Origin of the sequence: Vibrio sp. 1180_3 (assembly GCF_029478545.1) — a bacterium.
In the GTDB taxonomy this organism is placed as follows: Bacteria; Pseudomonadota; Gammaproteobacteria; order Enterobacterales; family Vibrionaceae; genus Vibrio; species Vibrio aestuarianus.
The window spans coordinates 1-17,478 of the sequence record NZ_SJFM01000041.1; the positions used below are offsets into that span (position 1 = coordinate 1).

Consider the following 17,478-nt stretch of genomic DNA (forward strand, 5'->3'; position numbering starts at 1 on the left):
CAAGGTTTCTCTTACGAGAGAATATGGTGGAGGGGGACGGATTCGAACCATCGAAGGCGGAGCCGGCAGATTTACAGTCTGCTCCCTTTGGCCACTCGGGAACCCCTCCAGGGTGTTTTCCTATTCTAAAAATAGGCTCAATTGAAGTTTTCCCAACGATTCAATTAAGGTTTCTCTTACGAGAGAATATGGTGGAGGGGGACGGATTCGAACCATCGAAGGCGGAGCCGGCAGATTTACAGTCTGCTCCCTTTGGCCACTCGGGAACCCCTCCAGGGGTATTTTTTATGCTCTTAAAGCATACTTAAACAACGTTTTCCCAACGCATTGCTCAAGTGCGGAGCGCATCATAGCAAACTCGCTCTTTGTGTAAAGACTTTTTCTTATGATTTCGAATCGAATGCTGCCTTTTTGGACAAAGAAGCGCGTAATGAGTGGTTTTAGCAACAGAAAGCTATCTAAAACAGCATATGTGCTGTGTGTTGAATACTCAAATCATGATGTAGATAGCACTTATTTGATCAGATTTACACTCCTTGACGTTTGAATACCGTATAAGTCGTTACAATACCCTCAGTCTCTAACTATTGAATAAAAACATGAAAAATACGTCCGTTCTCTCATTGATTATTATCGCTTTGTTGGCTGCACCTCAAACTGCATTGGCAGCGCAAGCACCTAAGAAAGCACAAGCGGTCGCTGTCGTTACCGAACAAGTGGCGACTCATCAAGTGTCTCAATCACTATCTTTAATTGGTAAGTTACAAGCCGAGCAGTCGGTGATCATCTCGTCTGAAGTGTCAGGTAAGGTTGATAGTATTGCGATTAAAGCGAACCAAGAGGTCAAAAAAGGTCAGCTATTAATCCAATTGAATGATGACAAAGCGAAAGCCGCGGTTTCAGAAGCGAAAGCGTATTTGAAAGATGAACAGCGTAAGCTCAAAGAGTTTGAACGCCTTGTTTCTCGCAATGCCATTACACAAACGGAAATTGACGCTCAAAAAGCGAGTGTGGAAATTGCTCAAGCGCGGCTCGATGCTGCCAATGCCAATTTAAAAGACTTACATATTGAGGCTCCTTTTAGTGGCACCGTCGGGTTTGTGGATTTCAGTTTGGGTAAAATGGTCAGTGCCGGAACAGAATTAATTACCTTGGATAACCTTTCCATTATGCAGCTCGATATTTTGGTACCTGAACGTTATTTGTCGATGATTCATAAAAATATGCAGGTAACAGCTAAAAGTAATGCATGGCCAGATAAAACCTTTGAAGGCAAAGTGGTTGGTGTGGATTCAAGAATCAACAGTGAAACATTGAATTTACGCGTTCGAATCCACTTTGCAAATCAAGAGCGTCAACTTAAACCTGGCATGCTTTTGTCTGCAAAATTGGATTTCCCTGCTATCGAAGCACCGATCATTCCGGTACAAGCTCTCGAATACTCGGGTACTAAGCGCTACGTCTACGTTGTTGATCAAGAGAATAAAGCGCAACGTACAGAAGTGTGGTTAGGGGCACGTATTGAAAACCAAGTGGTGATTGATAAAGGCTTACAGATTGGCGATAAAATTGTTGTACAAGGTATTGTTAACATGCGTAATGGGGTCAGCGTGATGGAAGTTAATACCGATGGCACGCCAGTAGCGAAAGGTGACAAATAATGTGGTTGTCTGATGTTTCTGTAAAACGCCCCGTTGCTGCTGTTGTTTTAAGTTTGTTGCTGTGTGTGTTTGGTATTGTTTCATTCTCCAAGCTCTCGGTACGAGAAATGCCGGATATTGAAAGCCCCGTGGTTTCTATCAGTACCCGTTATGAAGGTGCATCGGCCACCATCATTGAAAGCCAAATTACCTCGGTACTTGAAGATCAATTAGCAGGCATTAGCGGCATTGATGAGATTGAGTCAACGACGCGCAATGGTATGTCTCGTATTACTGTAACGTTTGAGCTGGGATATGATCTTAATACTGGTGTCAGCGATATTCGTGATGCGGTCGCAAGGGCGCAACGTTCACTACCCGATGAAGCCGATGATCCTACCGTCTATAAGAATAATGGTTCAGGTGAAGCGTCTTTATACATCAACCTTAGTTCTTCAGAAATGGATCGTACTCAGCTAACCGACTATATAGAACGAGTATTGATTGACCGTTTCAGTCTGATTTCTGGCGTGAGCTCGGTTGATGTGTCTGGTGGTTTGTATAAGGTGATGTACGTTAAGCTCAAGCCTGAACTGATGGCTGGTCGTGGCGTGACGACTTCCGATATATCGAGTGCACTGCGCAGTGAGAATATTGAAAGCCCAGGGGGGGAAGTTCGTAATGATTCGACGGTGATGTCAGTCAGAACCGCTCGCTCTTACAAAACCGCGCAAGACTTTGAGTACTTAGTTGTTAAGCGTTCCAGTGATAATACTCCTATCTATCTAAAAGATGTGGCGGATGTGTTTATTGGTGCCGAGAACGAAAACTCCACTTTCAAAAGTGATGGTGTGGTGAACGTGAGTATGGGGATTGTGGCTCAGTCTGATGCGAACCCTTTAGAGGTTGCTCAGCGTGTCCACAAAGAAGTGGATGATATTCAGCAGTTTTTACCCAAAGGTACTCGTCTCGCGATCGATTACGATTCAACTGTTTTTATTGAGCGTTCAATATCTGAGGTTTATAGCACGCTTTTTATTACCGGTGGCTTGGTTATCCTCGTGCTCTATATTTTTATTGGGCAAGTCCGCGCGACCTTAATTCCAGCGGTGACTGTACCAGTTTCACTTATTTCTTCTTTTATTGCGGCATACTACTTTGGTTTCTCAATCAACTTGATAACCTTGATGGCGTTGATTTTATCGATTGGTTTGGTAGTTGATGATGCGATCGTGGTAGTCGAAAATATCTTCCACCATATCGAAAATGGTGAAAAACCTCTGTTAGCAGCCTATAAAGGGACTCGTGAAGTAGGGTTTGCCGTTATTGCGACAACATTAGTATTAGTGATGGTGTTCTTGCCTATTTCGTTTATGGACGGAATGGTCGGATTACTCTTCACCGAATTTTCGGTATTGCTTGCGATGTCGGTTATTTTCTCGTCGCTGATTGCTTTGACATTAACACCAGTGTTGGGCAGTAAGATTCTAAAAGTAAACGTAAAACCAAATCGTTTTAACCAATTTGTTGATCGTCTTTTCGGGCACTTAGAAGGTGGCTATAAATCCGCATTACGTGTGGCGATAAATTGGAAATGGGTCGCCCCAATAGTGATTTTGGCCTGTATTGGCGGCAGTTATGTCTTAATGCAAAAAGTACCATCGCAGTTAACTCCGTCAGAAGACCGTGGTGTTATTTTTGCTTTTGTACGTGGAGCGGATGCGACCAGTTATAACCGAATGTCTGCCAATATGGATTTGGTTGAAGAGCGTTTAATGCCGCTGCTTGGTCAAGGTTTTTTAAAATCTTTCAGTATTCAATCTCCCGCCTTTGGTGGTAATGCTGGTGACCAAACGGGTTTTGTGATCATGATTTTGGATGATTGGGATCAGCGCAGCCTTACAGCACAGCAAGCACTAGGTGAGGTGAGAAAATCACTGGCTGGTATCCCAGACGTGCGTGTTTTTCCATTTATGCCTGGTTTCCGAGGTGGTTCGAGCGAACCTGTTCAATTTGTGCTGGGTGGGTCAGATTACCCAGAGCTTAAAAAATGGGCTGAGTTGTTAGAAGTCGAAGCCGAAAATTCGCCTTATATGGAAGGCGCGGATATTAATTACTCCGAGAAAACACCAGAGCTTGTGGTAACGGTTGATAAGCAGCGTGCGGCGGAGCTAGGTATTAGTGTTGCTGATATTTCCGATACCTTGGAAGTGATGCTCGGAGGTAAAAATGAAACTACCTTTGTTGAGCGTGGTGAAGAGTATGACGTCTATTTACGTGGTGATGAAAATAGTTTTAATAATGCCTCGGATCTAAGTCAAATATACATGCGAACGGCATCGGGTGAATTGGTCACCTTAGATGCTGTTACTAAAATAGAAGAAGTCGCATCATCCATTCGTCTTGCGCACTACAACAAGCAGAAGTCGGTCACGATAACCGCTAACTTATTAGACGGTTATACGCTAGGTGAGGCACTAGATTTCCTCGATCAAAAAGCAGTAGAAATACTACCAAGTGATATTTCAATTAGTTATTCGGGAGAATCCAAAGACTATAAAGAGAATCAATCGAGCGTTGCCATTGTCTTCGCACTGGCATTGCTGGTGGCTTACTTAGTGCTAGCAGCGCAGTTTGAAAGCTTTATTAACCCTTTGGTTGTGATGCTAACCGTTCCGATGGGGGTATTTGGTGGTTTTCTTGGCCTGTTCATTATGAACCAAGGTATGAATATCTATAGTCAAATTGGGATGATCATGCTGATTGGTATGGTCACTAAAAACGGAATATTGATTGTGGAGTTTGCTAACCAACTGCGTGATAAAGGGGTAGAGTTTGAAAAAGCGATCATCGATGCATCTGCACGTCGTTTAAGACCGATTATGATGACTGCTTTTACTACTTTAGCAGGTTCTATTCCTTTAATTATCTCTACTGGTGCTGGCTATGAAAGCCGAGTTGCTGTCGGGACAGTTATTCTATTTGGAATGGGTTTCGCTACTTTAGTGACACTGTTTGTGATACCAGCAATGTACCGATTGATCTCCGCATCGACCCAGTCACCTGGCCATGTTGAAGCTGAGTTGAATAAAGAACTTTCTCAAGATATCAAAACAAGAAGTATCCACTAATAAATATGTTGAGCCTGTATAACGCAGGCTCTTTTTTTGTCTTTAAAATGGTTAATGATTACAACTTTCGACATTCTATTTTCAGCGCAGTAATCCTATAGCTTTCGCTAATATACCTGTAACTATAATCGATATTTCAACTAGTTGATGATTATGTAAATAATCCATCAAAATAATGAAATGACTATTCTGAAATACATCCTTGGTTTAATTAAAGGTAGGCTCATTTTTGAGACACCCATTTATTGCCATCTTGAGATACTCTACTCATCGCTTTCAAACATAAACCAATAGTGACACATTGAAGTGAATGCATCAGTAAACATCATGGACAATAAAAGACGCTCTATTCTCATAGTATGCATGGGTAATATATGCCGTTCTCCCCTTGCTGAAGCTGTTTTACGCCAAAAAGCACAACAATGCGGAATCGATTTAACCGTAGAGAGTGCCGGTACGGTTAACTTTCAAGTTGGCAAAGCACCTGATCCTAAAGCTGTTTTCGTGGCAAATCAGCGAGGCTTGGTTATGTCTGGCATGCGAGCTCGACAAGTCTGCGTCGAGGATTTCGAGAAATTTGATTTCATCTTTGCCAGTGATAAAGCAAACCTAGCGGATCTTGTTGATATTTGCCCGGCAGAATATCGATACAAACTTTCCCTCTTTTTAGCGCATAGTCATATTGGTGTCACCGAAATTCCAGATCCTTATCAAGGAAATGTTCGTAAGTTTGAGCAAGTTCTTGAACTTATAGATAGCGGGGCTCAAGACATCATTGAGTATATTTCCAAGTACGATCAATTCAAGGAAAGTGAGATGCGGCTTTGTGTAACAACATAGCGGATTTTATATTTCAGATAATATTTTTACTCCCCAACATATAAAGCAGTAGCGGCTTTACAAAATGAATTACTTTCCATGCAGAGCGTATGGGAATAGGTTTTTTTGCGCCTTATATAAGGCCAGTTTATTAAAAATAATGGGTTTAAAGACGCAGTCTAGAGGCGACATCTAGTGGCGGTAGCGTGCTTAAAATCACCATCAATCAGTTGGGTTTACAAAGAAGTGGCATTGAACCTGGTTCTAAAATGTCTCTTGGCTTTAATTATAGGAAATAGAGAAAGTGAAAAAAATTCTAATTGCATTTGGTACAAGACCTGAAGCTATAAAAATGGCGCCATTGGTCCATCAGTTAAAGCAAGATGAGCGTTTTGAAACAAAAGTTTGTGTCACGGGGCAGCACAGAGAAATGCTTGATCAGGTGCTCGATTTATTTGAAGTCACGCCAGATTTTGACCTCAATATTATGGAACCAGGTCAGACGCTAACCACAGTTACCACCAAAATTTTAGTCGGTATGGAAGGTGTGCTAAAAGAGTTTCAACCGGATGTAGTGTTGGTTCACGGTGATACAGCGACAACTTTTGCTACATCACTAGCCAGCTATTATCAACAAATTGCGGTTGGGCATGTTGAAGCGGGTTTGCGTACCGGAAATATTTATTCTCCTTGGCCAGAAGAAGCAAATCGAAAATTAACAGGCTCGTTAACTCAATATCACTTTGCACCGACAGAAACGTCAAAACAAAACCTATTAGATGAAAATTACGCTGACGAGAATATCTATATCACAGGTAATACCGTCATCGATGCACTGTTTATGATTAGAAATAAAATTCACAGTGAAGCCGATCTCAAAGCAACTTTAGAACACCATTTTCCAATGCTGGATAAAGAGAAAAAATTGATCCTCGTGACAGGCCACCGTCGTGAAAGTTTTGGTGATGGCTTTGAGCGTATTTGTGAAGCATTGCTTACTACTGCGAAGAAGCATCCAGATAGCCAAATTCTCTATCCTGTACACCTCAACCCTAATGTTCAAGAGCCAGTCAACCGCCTATTACGTGGTGTCGACAATATATTCTTAATCGAACCGCAACAGTATCTACCATTTGTTTATCTGATGGACCGAGCTCACATCATCTTAACCGATTCCGGCGGCATTCAAGAAGAAGCGCCATCACTGGGTAAACCAGTACTTGTGATGCGAGATACCACCGAAAGACCAGAGGCTGTGAGCGCGGGTACGGTGAAATTGGTGGGAACCAATACTCAGCTGATTTGCGATGAATTGAGTAAGTTGCTCTTAGATCAAGATGCTTACCAATTGATGAGCCAAGCACATAATCCATACGGTGATGGCCAAGCCTGTCAGCGTATTGCAGACGTTTTAGCACAATAAAGATTTAAGGAAATAAGATGTTTAATAAAGTATCAGTAATTGGTCTGGGTTATATCGGTTTACCAACAGCTGCTGTTATTGCTTCTCGTGGTATTGAAGTTATTGGTGTCGACGTTAATCAACACGCAGTTGATACCATCAACAAAGGTGAAATTCACATTGTTGAACCCGATCTAGATATCGTGGTTCGCAGTGCGGTCATGACAGGTAAACTAAAAGCGACCACAACACCAGAGCCAGCCGATGCATTTATGGTCGCGGTTCCAACCCCATTCAAAGGTGATAATCACGAGCCTGATCTTAGCTATATAGAAGCCGCGGCCAAAGCGATTGCACCAGTTCTGGAAAAAGGCAACTTGGTGGTATTGGAAAGTACTTCCCCTGTCGGTGCGACAGAAAAGCTTTCCGCATGGCTAGCAGAGGCTCGTCCTGATTTAACTTTCCCACAGCATAAAGGTGACACGGCTGACATTAAGGTAGCGCATTGCCCAGAGCGAGTTTTACCGGGTTATGTACTACAAGAATTAGTCAGTAATGATCGAGTGATTGGTGGCATGAGTAAATCTTGTAGCGAGAAAGCGATGGCTCTGTATAAAACCTTTGTTAAAGGCGAATGCATCATCAGCAACTCTCGTACGGCGGAGATGGCGAAATTAACAGAAAACTCCTTTCGCGACGTCAATATTGCATTCGCGAACGAACTTTCCCTTATTTGTGAGAAATTAAAAATCAATGTTTGGGAATTAATTAAATTGGCCAACCGCCACCCTCGGGTCAACATATTAAACCCAGGACCAGGTGTTGGCGGGCACTGTATTGCAGTTGACCCTTGGTTTATTGTTAACAGCTGCCCAGAAGAAGCAAAACTGATTGCTGCTGCTCGTCATGTTAATGATGGTAAACCACACTGGGTCGTTGATCAGGTAAAACAAGCCGCAGATCAGTTCAAAAAACCAGTCATTGCCTGCTTAGGTTTGGCCTTTAAAGCCGATATTGATGATTTACGTGAGAGCCCAGCTTTAGACATCACTTTGCATTTAGCACAAGATAATATTGGACAAATTCTAGCGGTAGAGCCAAATATCCACCAATTACCAGGAAAGTTAGCAGAACATGATGTTGAACTAGTCTCGCTAGAGCGTGCTTTAGAGTTAGCCAATATCGTCGTGGTGCTGGTTGATCACCGAGATTTTAAAGAAGCAGATAAAACGGCATTTGCTAAGAAAGTCGTGATTGATACTAGAGGTGTTGTGGCATGAGTTCAGTTCACCTTGGGTGCTTGGTGAAAGTTTAGCATCTACGCAGTACATTGTTTTCAAATTTCCGTATGTAGGAAAACGTAAATATGGAATGAGGAAAAGAAAATCAAAAGTCATTAACGCGCATCGTTATTGGGTAAGTGGTTTCTTAATCTCATTCTGACTTTCCAATAGAATATTACCCCGCTAAATCAAAAATTTTCTAAGGTTTAGTTACATCACGTTCAAGGCACGGAATGACCAATACTAATAGCACTAACCGCATTATTAAAAACAGCTTATTTCTTTATTTCCGTATGATTTTAAGCTTAAGTGTAACTCTTTATACGTCAAGGGTGGTGCTCAATACTCTAGGGGTCGAAGATTTCGGTATTTATAACGTGGTTGGTGGGGTTGTGATAATGATGGCATTTTTAAGTGGTGCTATGTCGTCGGCTACCCAGCGTTTTTTTGCTTTTGAGCTAGGTAAAAATGACACCCAACAACTGCATAATATATTTAAAATGAGCCTCAATATTCACTGGCTGATTATCTTTATTGTGGTTTTTTTGGCTCAAACGTTGGGTCTTTGGTTTATTAATAACCAGTTGGTGATCCCTGCTGCACGTTTAGTGGCGGCTAATTGGGTATTCCATTGCGCTCTTTTTTCTTTTTGTTGCACCATTTTAGCTGTGCCGTATAACGCAGTTATCATTGCACATGAAAAGATGAGCGCTTTTGCCTATATCAGCATTGTTGATGTAATACTAAAGCTAGTGGTCGTGTTCTTTTTGGCTGCACACGAAGGTGATAATTTGCAATTTTACGCGCTGCTTCTGGCTTTTGTTAGCTCAGTGATTCTCGGGTGTTATTATGTATATGCTCGGTGTCAGTTCTCAGTGGCACGCTTTAGTTGGTATTGGAATACAGAGTTATTTAAAATACTGTTTAGTTATACTGGTTGGAATTTGTTTGGTAATTTGGCAGCGGTGGCAACTAACCAAGGAGTTAATATTTTACTAAATTTGTTTTTTGGTGCAACAGTAAATGCTGCACGAGCAATTGCTTTTCAAGTAAGTAGTGCTATAACCGGTTTTGTCACCAGTTTACAGATGTCTATTAATCCGCAAATAGTTAAGTCTTATGCCAGTGATAATCATGTATATATGCATCAGTTAATAATGGGATGCTCTAAATATACATTCTTTTTGTTGTATTCTTTGGCTTTACCTATTTTATTGCAAACTGAAACTGTTTTAACATTGTGGCTGATTAATCCGCCTGTACATGCAGTGTTATTTTGTCAGTTAATTTTAGTAGATGCGTTGATAAACAGTTTGTCGGGTAGTTTAATGGCATCGGCGCAAGCTACGGGAAATATAAAGCGCTATCAAGCTATTATTGGTGGGGTTTTATTGCTTAACCTACCTTTATCTTATTTATTTTTATCAAATGGTGGAAGTGCTCATACAGTATTTTATGTCTCTATAGGAACATCAATAATGGCATTGTTGTTTAGGTTTGTTCTTTTAAAAGAGCTGATTAATCTTAATGTTACTCAATTTGTAAGTAAGGTTCTTTGTAAATCTATATTTGTTGTATTGTCAACATTTTTACCACTTAACTTGATGGCGTTGAACACTGGCAATCTTATTGTTGATTTTATTCTTATGTCGACTTTGATTGTAGTATTCACCGCTACAGCTATATATATGCTGGGCCTCGAGACATTCGAGCGTGACTTTGTTAAAGCGCGAATTAAAAATTTATTTTAAATTTTATGTGTACTGGAGTGTAGTTTGAAAAGTACAATCAAAGCTGTTGTAAAAAAAATGCTTGGTGCTGGTGGCGTAAAAAAAATTGCGCATGTGCGTAAATTTTTGTTGTTATTATCAAATTTTATTAAAGATTTTAAGTTGTATTTAACACATTCTACTGTTTTTGAGCAAGATGGGCTCCAGAAAAAAGAGTGCCAGCTCATCCTTTATTATCATTCGGTAGAAAAAGGCTTGTTATTTAAAAAAACTAAGCCAAGGTTTGCTCTGCAGCGAATTTTAAATTTACATCCAATCCTTGCCCTAGATATCATAAGGAATAATATAAGTCGTTCACAAATTCGTGTCGCTTACCAGGTCATGTGTGAATATTATGAGCTACACCAAAAACTAGATGTGGATATTAGTGACTACTATACAAAAGCTCAGTACGAAAGTTATAAAAAAGATTTAGATAATGCATACACCACCAAATTTAAAGGTGCAATTGATTATCACAGAGATGATTTTTATGCGTCTATCGCTGGCGATTTTTTAACCTTTTCTCATTCTAGAAAAAGTGTGCGTGAATATACTGGTGAACTAGTGCCGAATGATCTCGTTGAACAGGCAATTACACTAGCTCTGAACACGCCTTCAGTTTGCAACCGTCAAGCATGCAAAGTCTACTTACTCGAAGATAAAGTACGTATAGACAAGCTGTTAACTATTCAAGGTGGTTTAAGTGGTTATACCAAAAATATCAATCAAGTACTGTTGTTAACTGTTGACCGTAACTATTTTTATACAATCGGTGAGCGTAATCAATTTTATATAGATGGTGGCATGTTTTTGATGAACATGTTGTATGCCTTACATTTTTATAAAATTGCTAATTGTCCTGCCAATTGGGGTAAGTTAATTCAAGAAGAAAAGCAGCTTGCCGGGGTTGTTGATTTGCCTGAGTCAGAAAAAATTATTTGTGTTGTGCCAATTGGTATTGCTAAGGAAGAATTTAGAGTAACGCTTTCACAGCGCCGTGAGTTGAATGAAGTTTTAGTTAAAATTTAATTTTCCGTAAGAGTAAGTAAAATGAAAATCGCTATCCTCACTCAGCCGCTGCACAATAACTACGGCAGATTGTTGCAAGCTTTTGCACTGCAAAGCTATTTAAAAAGTTAAGATCAGATGTGGTCGAAGTTTTTTACCAAAATCAACCACTATCAACGCACAATAATTCGTAGACTCAAAAAGGTGTTAACCAAATGAAAATAGCAATTCTTACTCAGCCGCTACATAATAATTACGGGGGGCTTCTTCAAGCTTTCGCACTGCAGAATTATCTAAAAAACCAAGGTCATGATGTTTTGACCGTGGATTTTTCTATGCATTACAAACCTCGTTATTTTGGTATAAAAAAAATCATTGGCAATATTATCCGTAAATATATTTTACGCCGCCCAATGAAAAGTATTTTCCCGTTAACGAATAAACAAAAACGAGAAATTGGCCAGCATACCAACCGTTTTACAGCTGAAAAAATTCGCACGACTCAAAGAATTTATTCAGAGGGTGAATTTGACTATATAAAGAAATACCAATTCGATGCTTATGTTGTTGGAAGTGATCAGGTATGGAGACCTACATACTCACCTGGAATATCAGCATATTTTTTATCATTCTTAAATAAAAGTGATAAGGTAAAACGAATTGCCTATGCTGCATCTTTTGGAGTAGATAATTGTGATGAGTTTAACCCAGAGCAGTTAATTGAATATTCTTTATTACTAAAAAAATTTGATGCTGTCGGTGTTCGTGAGGATAGTGCAGTCGATTTGTGTAAGAAGCATTTTGATGTTGTTGCTGAGCATGTAATTGATCCTACTTTACTATTAGATAAAGAAGACTATTGCCAATTGGTGGATCAATATAACACTCCACTTAGCGATGGTAATATGATGGTCTACGTGCTTGATAAGTCACTAGAAAAACAGAAGATAATCCAGACTGTTGCTAGCAAATGCAACTTATGCCCCTTTACTGTTATGCCTGTAAATAATGGTATTTATCCCCCTGTTACCCAATGGCTACGAGGTTTTATGGATGCTGAATATGTTGTTACCGATTCCTTCCATGGCGTTGTTTTTTCAATTATTTTCAACAAATCCTTTATCGCTATTGGTAATCATGGCCGTGGCTTAGCGCGTTTCACATCTATATTGAATATGTTCAATTTGACAGAGCGTTTGATTTTTGACCATGATCAATTAACCGATGAACTAATCAATGCTTCGATTGATTATTCCAAGGTGAATCGGCTTAAGGTGACTAAGCAACAATTTGCCCAACATTTTTTAAAGCGAGTACTTAGCGAATCTAAATGAAAAATAATCCATCTATGAATATTATGCCCAAATAGAGTGAGCATTAGACGTATGTCAAATACAACAACATTAAATCCTGTGCAACCATGTGAAACCTTATCAGCGCTAAAAAAGCTCAAGGTTTCTGTTATTGTTCCCGTCTATAATACTGAACAGTATGTTGAGCGTGCTATTGTTAGCTTGATGGAGCAAACACTTGATGATGTGGAAATTATTATCATCGATGATGGTTCAAAAGATAATTCACTTGCTATTATTGAGCAGGTGATTGCTCGTTACCCTGCTCGACAGAAGTTGATAAAACTGGTCAGTCGTGAGAACCGAGGAGTTGCGAAAACTCGAGCCCAAGGTATGAAACTTGCTAATGGTGAATACGTAATCCACCTCGATAGCGATGATTGGGTTGAACTCAACTGGCTTGAAAGTATGTATCGTAAAGCTATTGAAGATAATGCTGATATAGTTGTGTGTGATTATACATCTGTATTTAAAATGAAGAATGTTCAAGTTCATATGCCAGCGGAAAAAACAGGCGAGGAGTGCTTAAGGCAATTATTGAATGATAGACAGAGAGGCTTTACTGTTAATAAATTGGTTAGTCGGAAAATTATAAATGAAGTTGGAGATGTATTTATTGAGGGGGTTAATTTTTTAGAGGATTACATATACATTGCCAAATGTTTTAAAGCTAGTAACTTAGTTTCCTATATACCATTTTGCTTGTATAATTATAATCAAGAAAATATTAACTCTTTGACGAAAGGAAGGAGTGAATCCAAAAAAAGAGATGCATTAGAAGCTGTTGGTTATATTTCTAGAATAATTCCATGTAATGAGATGACTGACGATTTTATGAGGTTTAAGATTAAGATTAAGTCATATTTGATTTATTGTGAGTGGGATGATGTAAGCAAAGAAACCTGGCAATTATATTTGGAAACAAATCCATATATACTTCGTTCTGAAATTCCTGTACAAATAAAAATAGGAATGCTTCTAGCAAACTTAAGTTGTTATTCTCTCGCAACAATATGGGTTAAGTGTTTTTTTAGTGTTAAGTTTTTTATTAAACGGATAATGCCTGTAAATCTATGTAACCGTCCTATTTGAAAAAAAAACATGACTTTAGTGCATTAATAGTATTCGATGCTAATTTCGATTCACCTTCTTATCGTTAATCTATAACTGAAAATTATTAATTTATTCCAGGCAGTACGAATGGATATGGATAATTTTTATCTTGTAATCCTGTTCATATTTAAGGCCGTTCTTATCTAATTTATTTGGAATCATTAACTAATGAAGAAAATTTTGCTTATCATGCCGATTTCTACCTTGAACTGGGGAGAAAAAAATGCGGGTGGTATTGATTCAGTATGTCAGATGTTGGTTCGAGAGTTAGCTTCTAAAACTCAAACGGTAAGATACCGCTACCGTGTCTTGGCTTTTGATCCAAATAATCAAGAGCAGTTTACGGGCCAACCTATTATTCTCTCGAAGCAGGTAGAAGTAATCTTTGCACCTGCCAATGAATCGCGCCTGGGATTACCGTTACCCGGAATAGTAACAGGATGGCTACGAGTAAGAGAGCAGATATCACTCTATAAGCCTGACATAGTGCATGCTCACATGAATAGTTGGATGATGAGATTAGGTAGCCGAACTAAGAACATACTAACGCTTCATTCATATCGAAAAATTGCGCGAAAACCAGTATCTGTTGGCAATGATTTTTTATATGAAAAAATTGTCCCATTTGTCAGTGAATTTTCTGCAGACATTTTTACTTGTGTAGGAAAAGAACTGTTTGATGCTGTAAAAAAGGATACAGAAAAACGGGTACATGTAATTGGTAACCCCATAGATTTAGGGTATATTTCCTTACGAAAGAAAAAAAAGATTAGGGCACCGGAAGATGAAGTTAAATTAGTAACTTGCGCACTTATTTCTCGTCGTAAACGTGTGGATCTGATTTTATCTTTATTAAGAGAAATAAAACTTTTAGGAAGAAACGTAACATTAAGTGTAATCGGCCCTAGTGTTGACCCTACTTATTTCTCTGAACTTGAACAGCTAATTGAACAATGGCAATTGTCAGAAAATGTATTGTTCCTTGGTAAATTGAATCAAAAAGAAATAGCTCAGCAGTACCAAGATGCTGATATTGGTGTTTTCTTATCCGATCAAGAAACATTTGGTTTGGCTCCTTTGGAAATGTTGGCAGCAGGACTACCTCTGATTGCTACACCCGTTGGAATTTTAGGCGAAAGAAAAGATACATTCACTAAACTAGGTGTGACTTTTTTCTCAAAGGCGCAGTCACATAATATAGCTCGTTCGATCGATTCCATTCTTCATCGTGATGTTGAGAAAGCTCAGGAGTATTTATGCAGTCATTTTTCATCGAAAGGCGTTATTGAAAAATACCAGTCTTTATATGACGAGGTGATGGGGTGATTACCAGTTTACTAAAATATGCTCCTATTCAGGTATTTTCTGCTTTAAGTGTTTTTGTATTGATTGCGATTCAAACGCGTTTTCTTACCCTAAAAAGCTATGGTGTGCTAGCGGTGGTTTTGGTGGTTTTAGAACTGGTGCGGGCCTTTAGTACTCAGTGGATCAACACCTCAATGTTACGCCTTTATCCTTCGTGTTCGGTTCAAGAACAAGAGCAACTCGTTCAATCTATTTCATTGATGGTCATGATCGGATCTTTGCTTGGCTTTGCGGCCATCACCATAACCTTGTTCATCTATCAGCAATTGAGTTGGGAACTGTCATTGGTGCTGTGTGCGCTGTTGTTTGTGAAGTCGCTGTTTCAATATCAATTAGAATTCAGTCGGTTAAACGATCGGCTGATTGTTTATCGTCAAGCTATTTTTTTGCAGTCAGTGTCTGCCGTTATATTCTCTCTGTTGTTACTTTCTTTGTCTGCTACCATGGAGTCCGCACTGTTTGCATTAACCACCAGCTACGGGGTTGGCGCTTTTGTGCTTGGCTTCCCGAGTCAACCCAAGTGGCATAGTGGAATGTTAACTCGTTTATTTAGCTATGGTCTCCCTATCATGGTGGCGGGTGGAGTCAGCGTGCTCGGTGGTCGCATCGACCGATTGTTTATTGCTCATTTTAGTGGGATGAATGAAACTGGTATTTATGCAGCACAAGCTAACTTGTTGATGGGGGTCATGAGTTTGGTTTTTATGGTGATATCAGTGCCGCTTTACCCCAATTTGGCCAAATGTACAGAGGATCGACCAACACTTTTACGTCAGCATCAAACCTATCTTGACTTACTACTCACTCTGACGTTTCCTGCTCTCCTTGGTTTAGGTTTTCTCCAAGAAGAGATAATTATGCTCTTATTAGGAGAGCAGTATTTGATTAATTCACAAGCGCTATTTTGGGTGCTCGCATTGGCAGTCTATTTGATCAATTTTAAAGCTCACTATCTGGACCATGGTTTACAGTTTTTATTACAGACAGGTAAATTGCTTTGGATTTCTGTGATAGGACTGGGCCTAAGCTTATTACTTTTACCGATCATGTTGCCTCAGTATGGTGTGGTTGGTGCAGCGCTGACTTTGCTCATCGTGAGTAGTTTAGTGGCTTTACTCTCTTTTATCAGTTCATTGTGTGCTGGATATCGCTATTCAATAGGGAGCGATGGTATCAAGGCTCTGATTTCTGCGCTAGTCATGTGGTTTTATTTGTATGAGATCAAAATGCTCCCGCTTACGATAAATCCACTATTAACATTGGGCTTTTACATATTCTCTTCAGTTGCACTGTATGGACTGAGCTTATTGCTTTTGAATGCTTTTGGGATTCGTCAACGCTTATTTGATTTGTGGAGGCTAAATTGAGTGGGCATAATTTGGTTAGATGGATGGCTCTCATTGTACTTAGCGCATTCATGCTTGGTGCCTATTTTCTTGAGAGTATGGGGATTCAGTATGTTTCAGAAGGAGGAAGTCCGTTAGTTAAGATCCATCTTTATTCCTATCTCAGCATGGGTATTTTTGTTCTTTCTGTATTGCGCTTTGGTTTTTTAAATTTATTGAGCCCATTACAAGAACTTAAAAAAGTTTGGTGGGTTTCTATCATATCTATGCTTATTGTCATTTTGTATGGTTTCATGCGTTTTGGTACTTCGGGATTAGCTTATCTTATCGATACTATCTTCATTCCTTTATTACTGGTTCCTTTGATATATCGTTTATCCGAGTCTTCTAAACATCGATTACTGACTTTGCTCGCGTATCTTTTATTTCTCAATTCTTGTGTCGCTATTATTGAAATTCTTCTTGGGAAGAACATTATTGCCCCTCCATTTGAGAGTATTTTTATTTTTAGATCTACAGCATTTTTAGCGCACTCTCTTAACAATGCATTAATTACTGCGGCCTTAACTCCGTTGTTGATGCGTTATACTCGAATCCCCATCGCAGTTTATATCTCTGTCGTGGTATTGGCTCTATTTGCTTTTGGCGGGCGCTCTGCACTAGGTGTTTTTTTATTGGGAAATATATTGATAGTACTACCTCAGCTGCGGGCTTTTCTAGGTAAAGGAATACGTTATTCCAAATTGAAGTTCGCTTATCTTCAAGCTTTGATCTATTTCTCTGTGATCGCTCTCATCTTGATTTTGGTCTTAAGCCCGATTGGTGAACGCATTCTCTCTAAGTTATATATAGATCCTAGTGCTGAAGCGCGACTGGATGTATTTATTCTACTCGAACAGTTGTCGGCATCGGAATGGATATTTGGGGCATCTCATGGATTGCTCAATGATATAGCCTTTTATATTGGAATTAACGTAGTGGAAAACTATTTAATCGGTTGGGTACTGAACTTCGGAATATTGGGTTGTATAGGTTTGCTATTTGCTACTTTTCTCGTCCCCTTGGCATTGGTTTACAGGCAAGAATGGTTATCAAAAATTGCTTTACTTAGTTTTATGTTGATATCAGTAACTAATAATGCCTTAACAGTCAAAACATCAGCGCTGATGTTATTGATAGTGGTTTTAGTTTGTCATTATCGCTCACCCAATAGTCAGTTGGCGAATAATAACCGATAGGAGATAAGA

The 17,478-nt window shown here is 39.4% G+C and carries 12 protein-coding genes and 2 tRNA genes; 12 read left to right on the forward strand and 2 right to left on the reverse strand.

Annotation, left to right across the window (positions count from 1 at the left end):
• Positions 1-24: 24 nt before the first annotated feature.
• Together EYW48_RS18235 and EYW48_RS18240 are read right to left on the reverse strand one after the other, a co-directional pair.
• Positions 25-109: transfer RNA gene (locus tag EYW48_RS18235), tRNA-Tyr, on the reverse strand.
• Between the two features lie 80 nt (positions 110-189).
• Positions 190-274: transfer RNA gene (locus EYW48_RS18240), tRNA-Tyr, on the reverse strand.
• A 325-nt stretch (positions 275-599) separates the two neighbouring features.
• On the opposite strand from EYW48_RS18240, the gene EYW48_RS18245 reads away from it, so the two are divergent.
• The 12 genes from EYW48_RS18245 to vpsF all read left to right on the forward strand — a co-directional run bounded on the left by EYW48_RS18245 (position 600) and on the right by vpsF (position 17,469).
• The gene (locus EYW48_RS18245; protein WP_176314110.1) at positions 600-1,661 is read left to right on the forward strand and encodes an efflux RND transporter periplasmic adaptor subunit; all 1,062 of its coding nucleotides are present in this window, start codon (positions 600-602) and stop codon (positions 1,659-1,661) included.
• Positions 1,661-4,771 (forward strand): vibriobactin export RND transporter permease subunit VexH, encoded by a 3,111-nt coding sequence (gene vexH, locus EYW48_RS18250; RefSeq protein ID WP_171980439.1) that lies wholly within the window; start codon positions 1,661-1,663, stop codon positions 4,769-4,771. The genes EYW48_RS18245 and vexH overlap by 1 nt, the downstream gene beginning before the upstream one ends.
• A 327-nt stretch (positions 4,772-5,098) precedes the next feature.
• Positions 5,099-5,611 carry a low molecular weight protein-tyrosine-phosphatase gene (locus tag EYW48_RS18255; protein ID WP_261917101.1) on the forward strand — a complete coding sequence of 171 codons (513 nt, stop codon included), beginning with the start codon at positions 5,099-5,101 and terminating at the stop codon, positions 5,609-5,611.
• Between the two features lie 283 nt (positions 5,612-5,894).
• On the forward strand, positions 5,895-7,013 hold the full coding sequence (wecB, locus tag EYW48_RS18260; RefSeq protein WP_274681785.1) for a UDP-N-acetylglucosamine 2-epimerase (non-hydrolyzing): 1,119 nt from the start codon (positions 5,895-5,897) through the stop codon (positions 7,011-7,013).
• Positions 7,014-7,030: 17 nt separating this feature from the next.
• On the forward strand, positions 7,031-8,272 hold the full coding sequence (gene vpsB, locus EYW48_RS18265) for a UDP-N-acetyl-D-mannosamine dehydrogenase VpsB (RefSeq protein WP_277432792.1): 1,242 nt from the start codon (positions 7,031-7,033) through the stop codon (positions 8,270-8,272).
• Between the two features lie 236 nt (positions 8,273-8,508).
• On the forward strand, positions 8,509-10,026 hold the full coding sequence (locus EYW48_RS18270) for a hypothetical protein (RefSeq protein ID WP_277432793.1): 1,518 nt from the start codon (positions 8,509-8,511) through the stop codon (positions 10,024-10,026).
• 24 nt (positions 10,027-10,050) lie between these two features.
• Complete coding sequence (locus tag EYW48_RS18275) at positions 10,051-11,076, forward strand: nitroreductase family protein (protein ID WP_277432794.1); 1,026 nt, start codon at positions 10,051-10,053, stop codon at positions 11,074-11,076.
• A gap of 194 nt (positions 11,077-11,270) precedes the next feature.
• Positions 11,271-12,389, forward strand: a complete 1,119-nt coding sequence (locus EYW48_RS18280) for a polysaccharide pyruvyl transferase family protein (protein WP_277432795.1) — start codon at positions 11,271-11,273, stop codon at positions 12,387-12,389.
• 51 nt (positions 12,390-12,440) lie between these two features.
• Complete coding sequence (locus EYW48_RS18285) at positions 12,441-13,499, forward strand: glycosyltransferase family 2 protein (protein ID WP_277432796.1); 1,059 nt, start codon at positions 12,441-12,443, stop codon at positions 13,497-13,499.
• 189 nt (positions 13,500-13,688) lie between these two features.
• A complete protein-coding gene (locus EYW48_RS18290; RefSeq protein WP_277432797.1) occupies positions 13,689-14,846 on the forward strand; it encodes a VpsD family glycosyltransferase in 1,158 nt (385 codons plus the stop codon).
• Positions 14,843-16,252 (forward strand): exopolysaccharide biosynthesis flippase VpsE, encoded by a 1,410-nt coding sequence (vpsE, locus tag EYW48_RS18295; protein WP_277432798.1) that lies wholly within the window; start codon positions 14,843-14,845, stop codon positions 16,250-16,252. The genes EYW48_RS18290 and vpsE overlap by 4 nt, the downstream gene beginning before the upstream one ends.
• Entirely contained in the window at positions 16,249-17,469 is a 1,221-nt protein-coding gene (gene vpsF / locus EYW48_RS18300) for an exopolysaccharide biosynthesis protein VpsF (RefSeq protein ID WP_277432808.1), read from the forward strand. Before vpsE ends, vpsF begins: the two co-directional genes overlap by 4 nt.
• Positions 17,470-17,478: the final 9 nt, after the last annotated feature.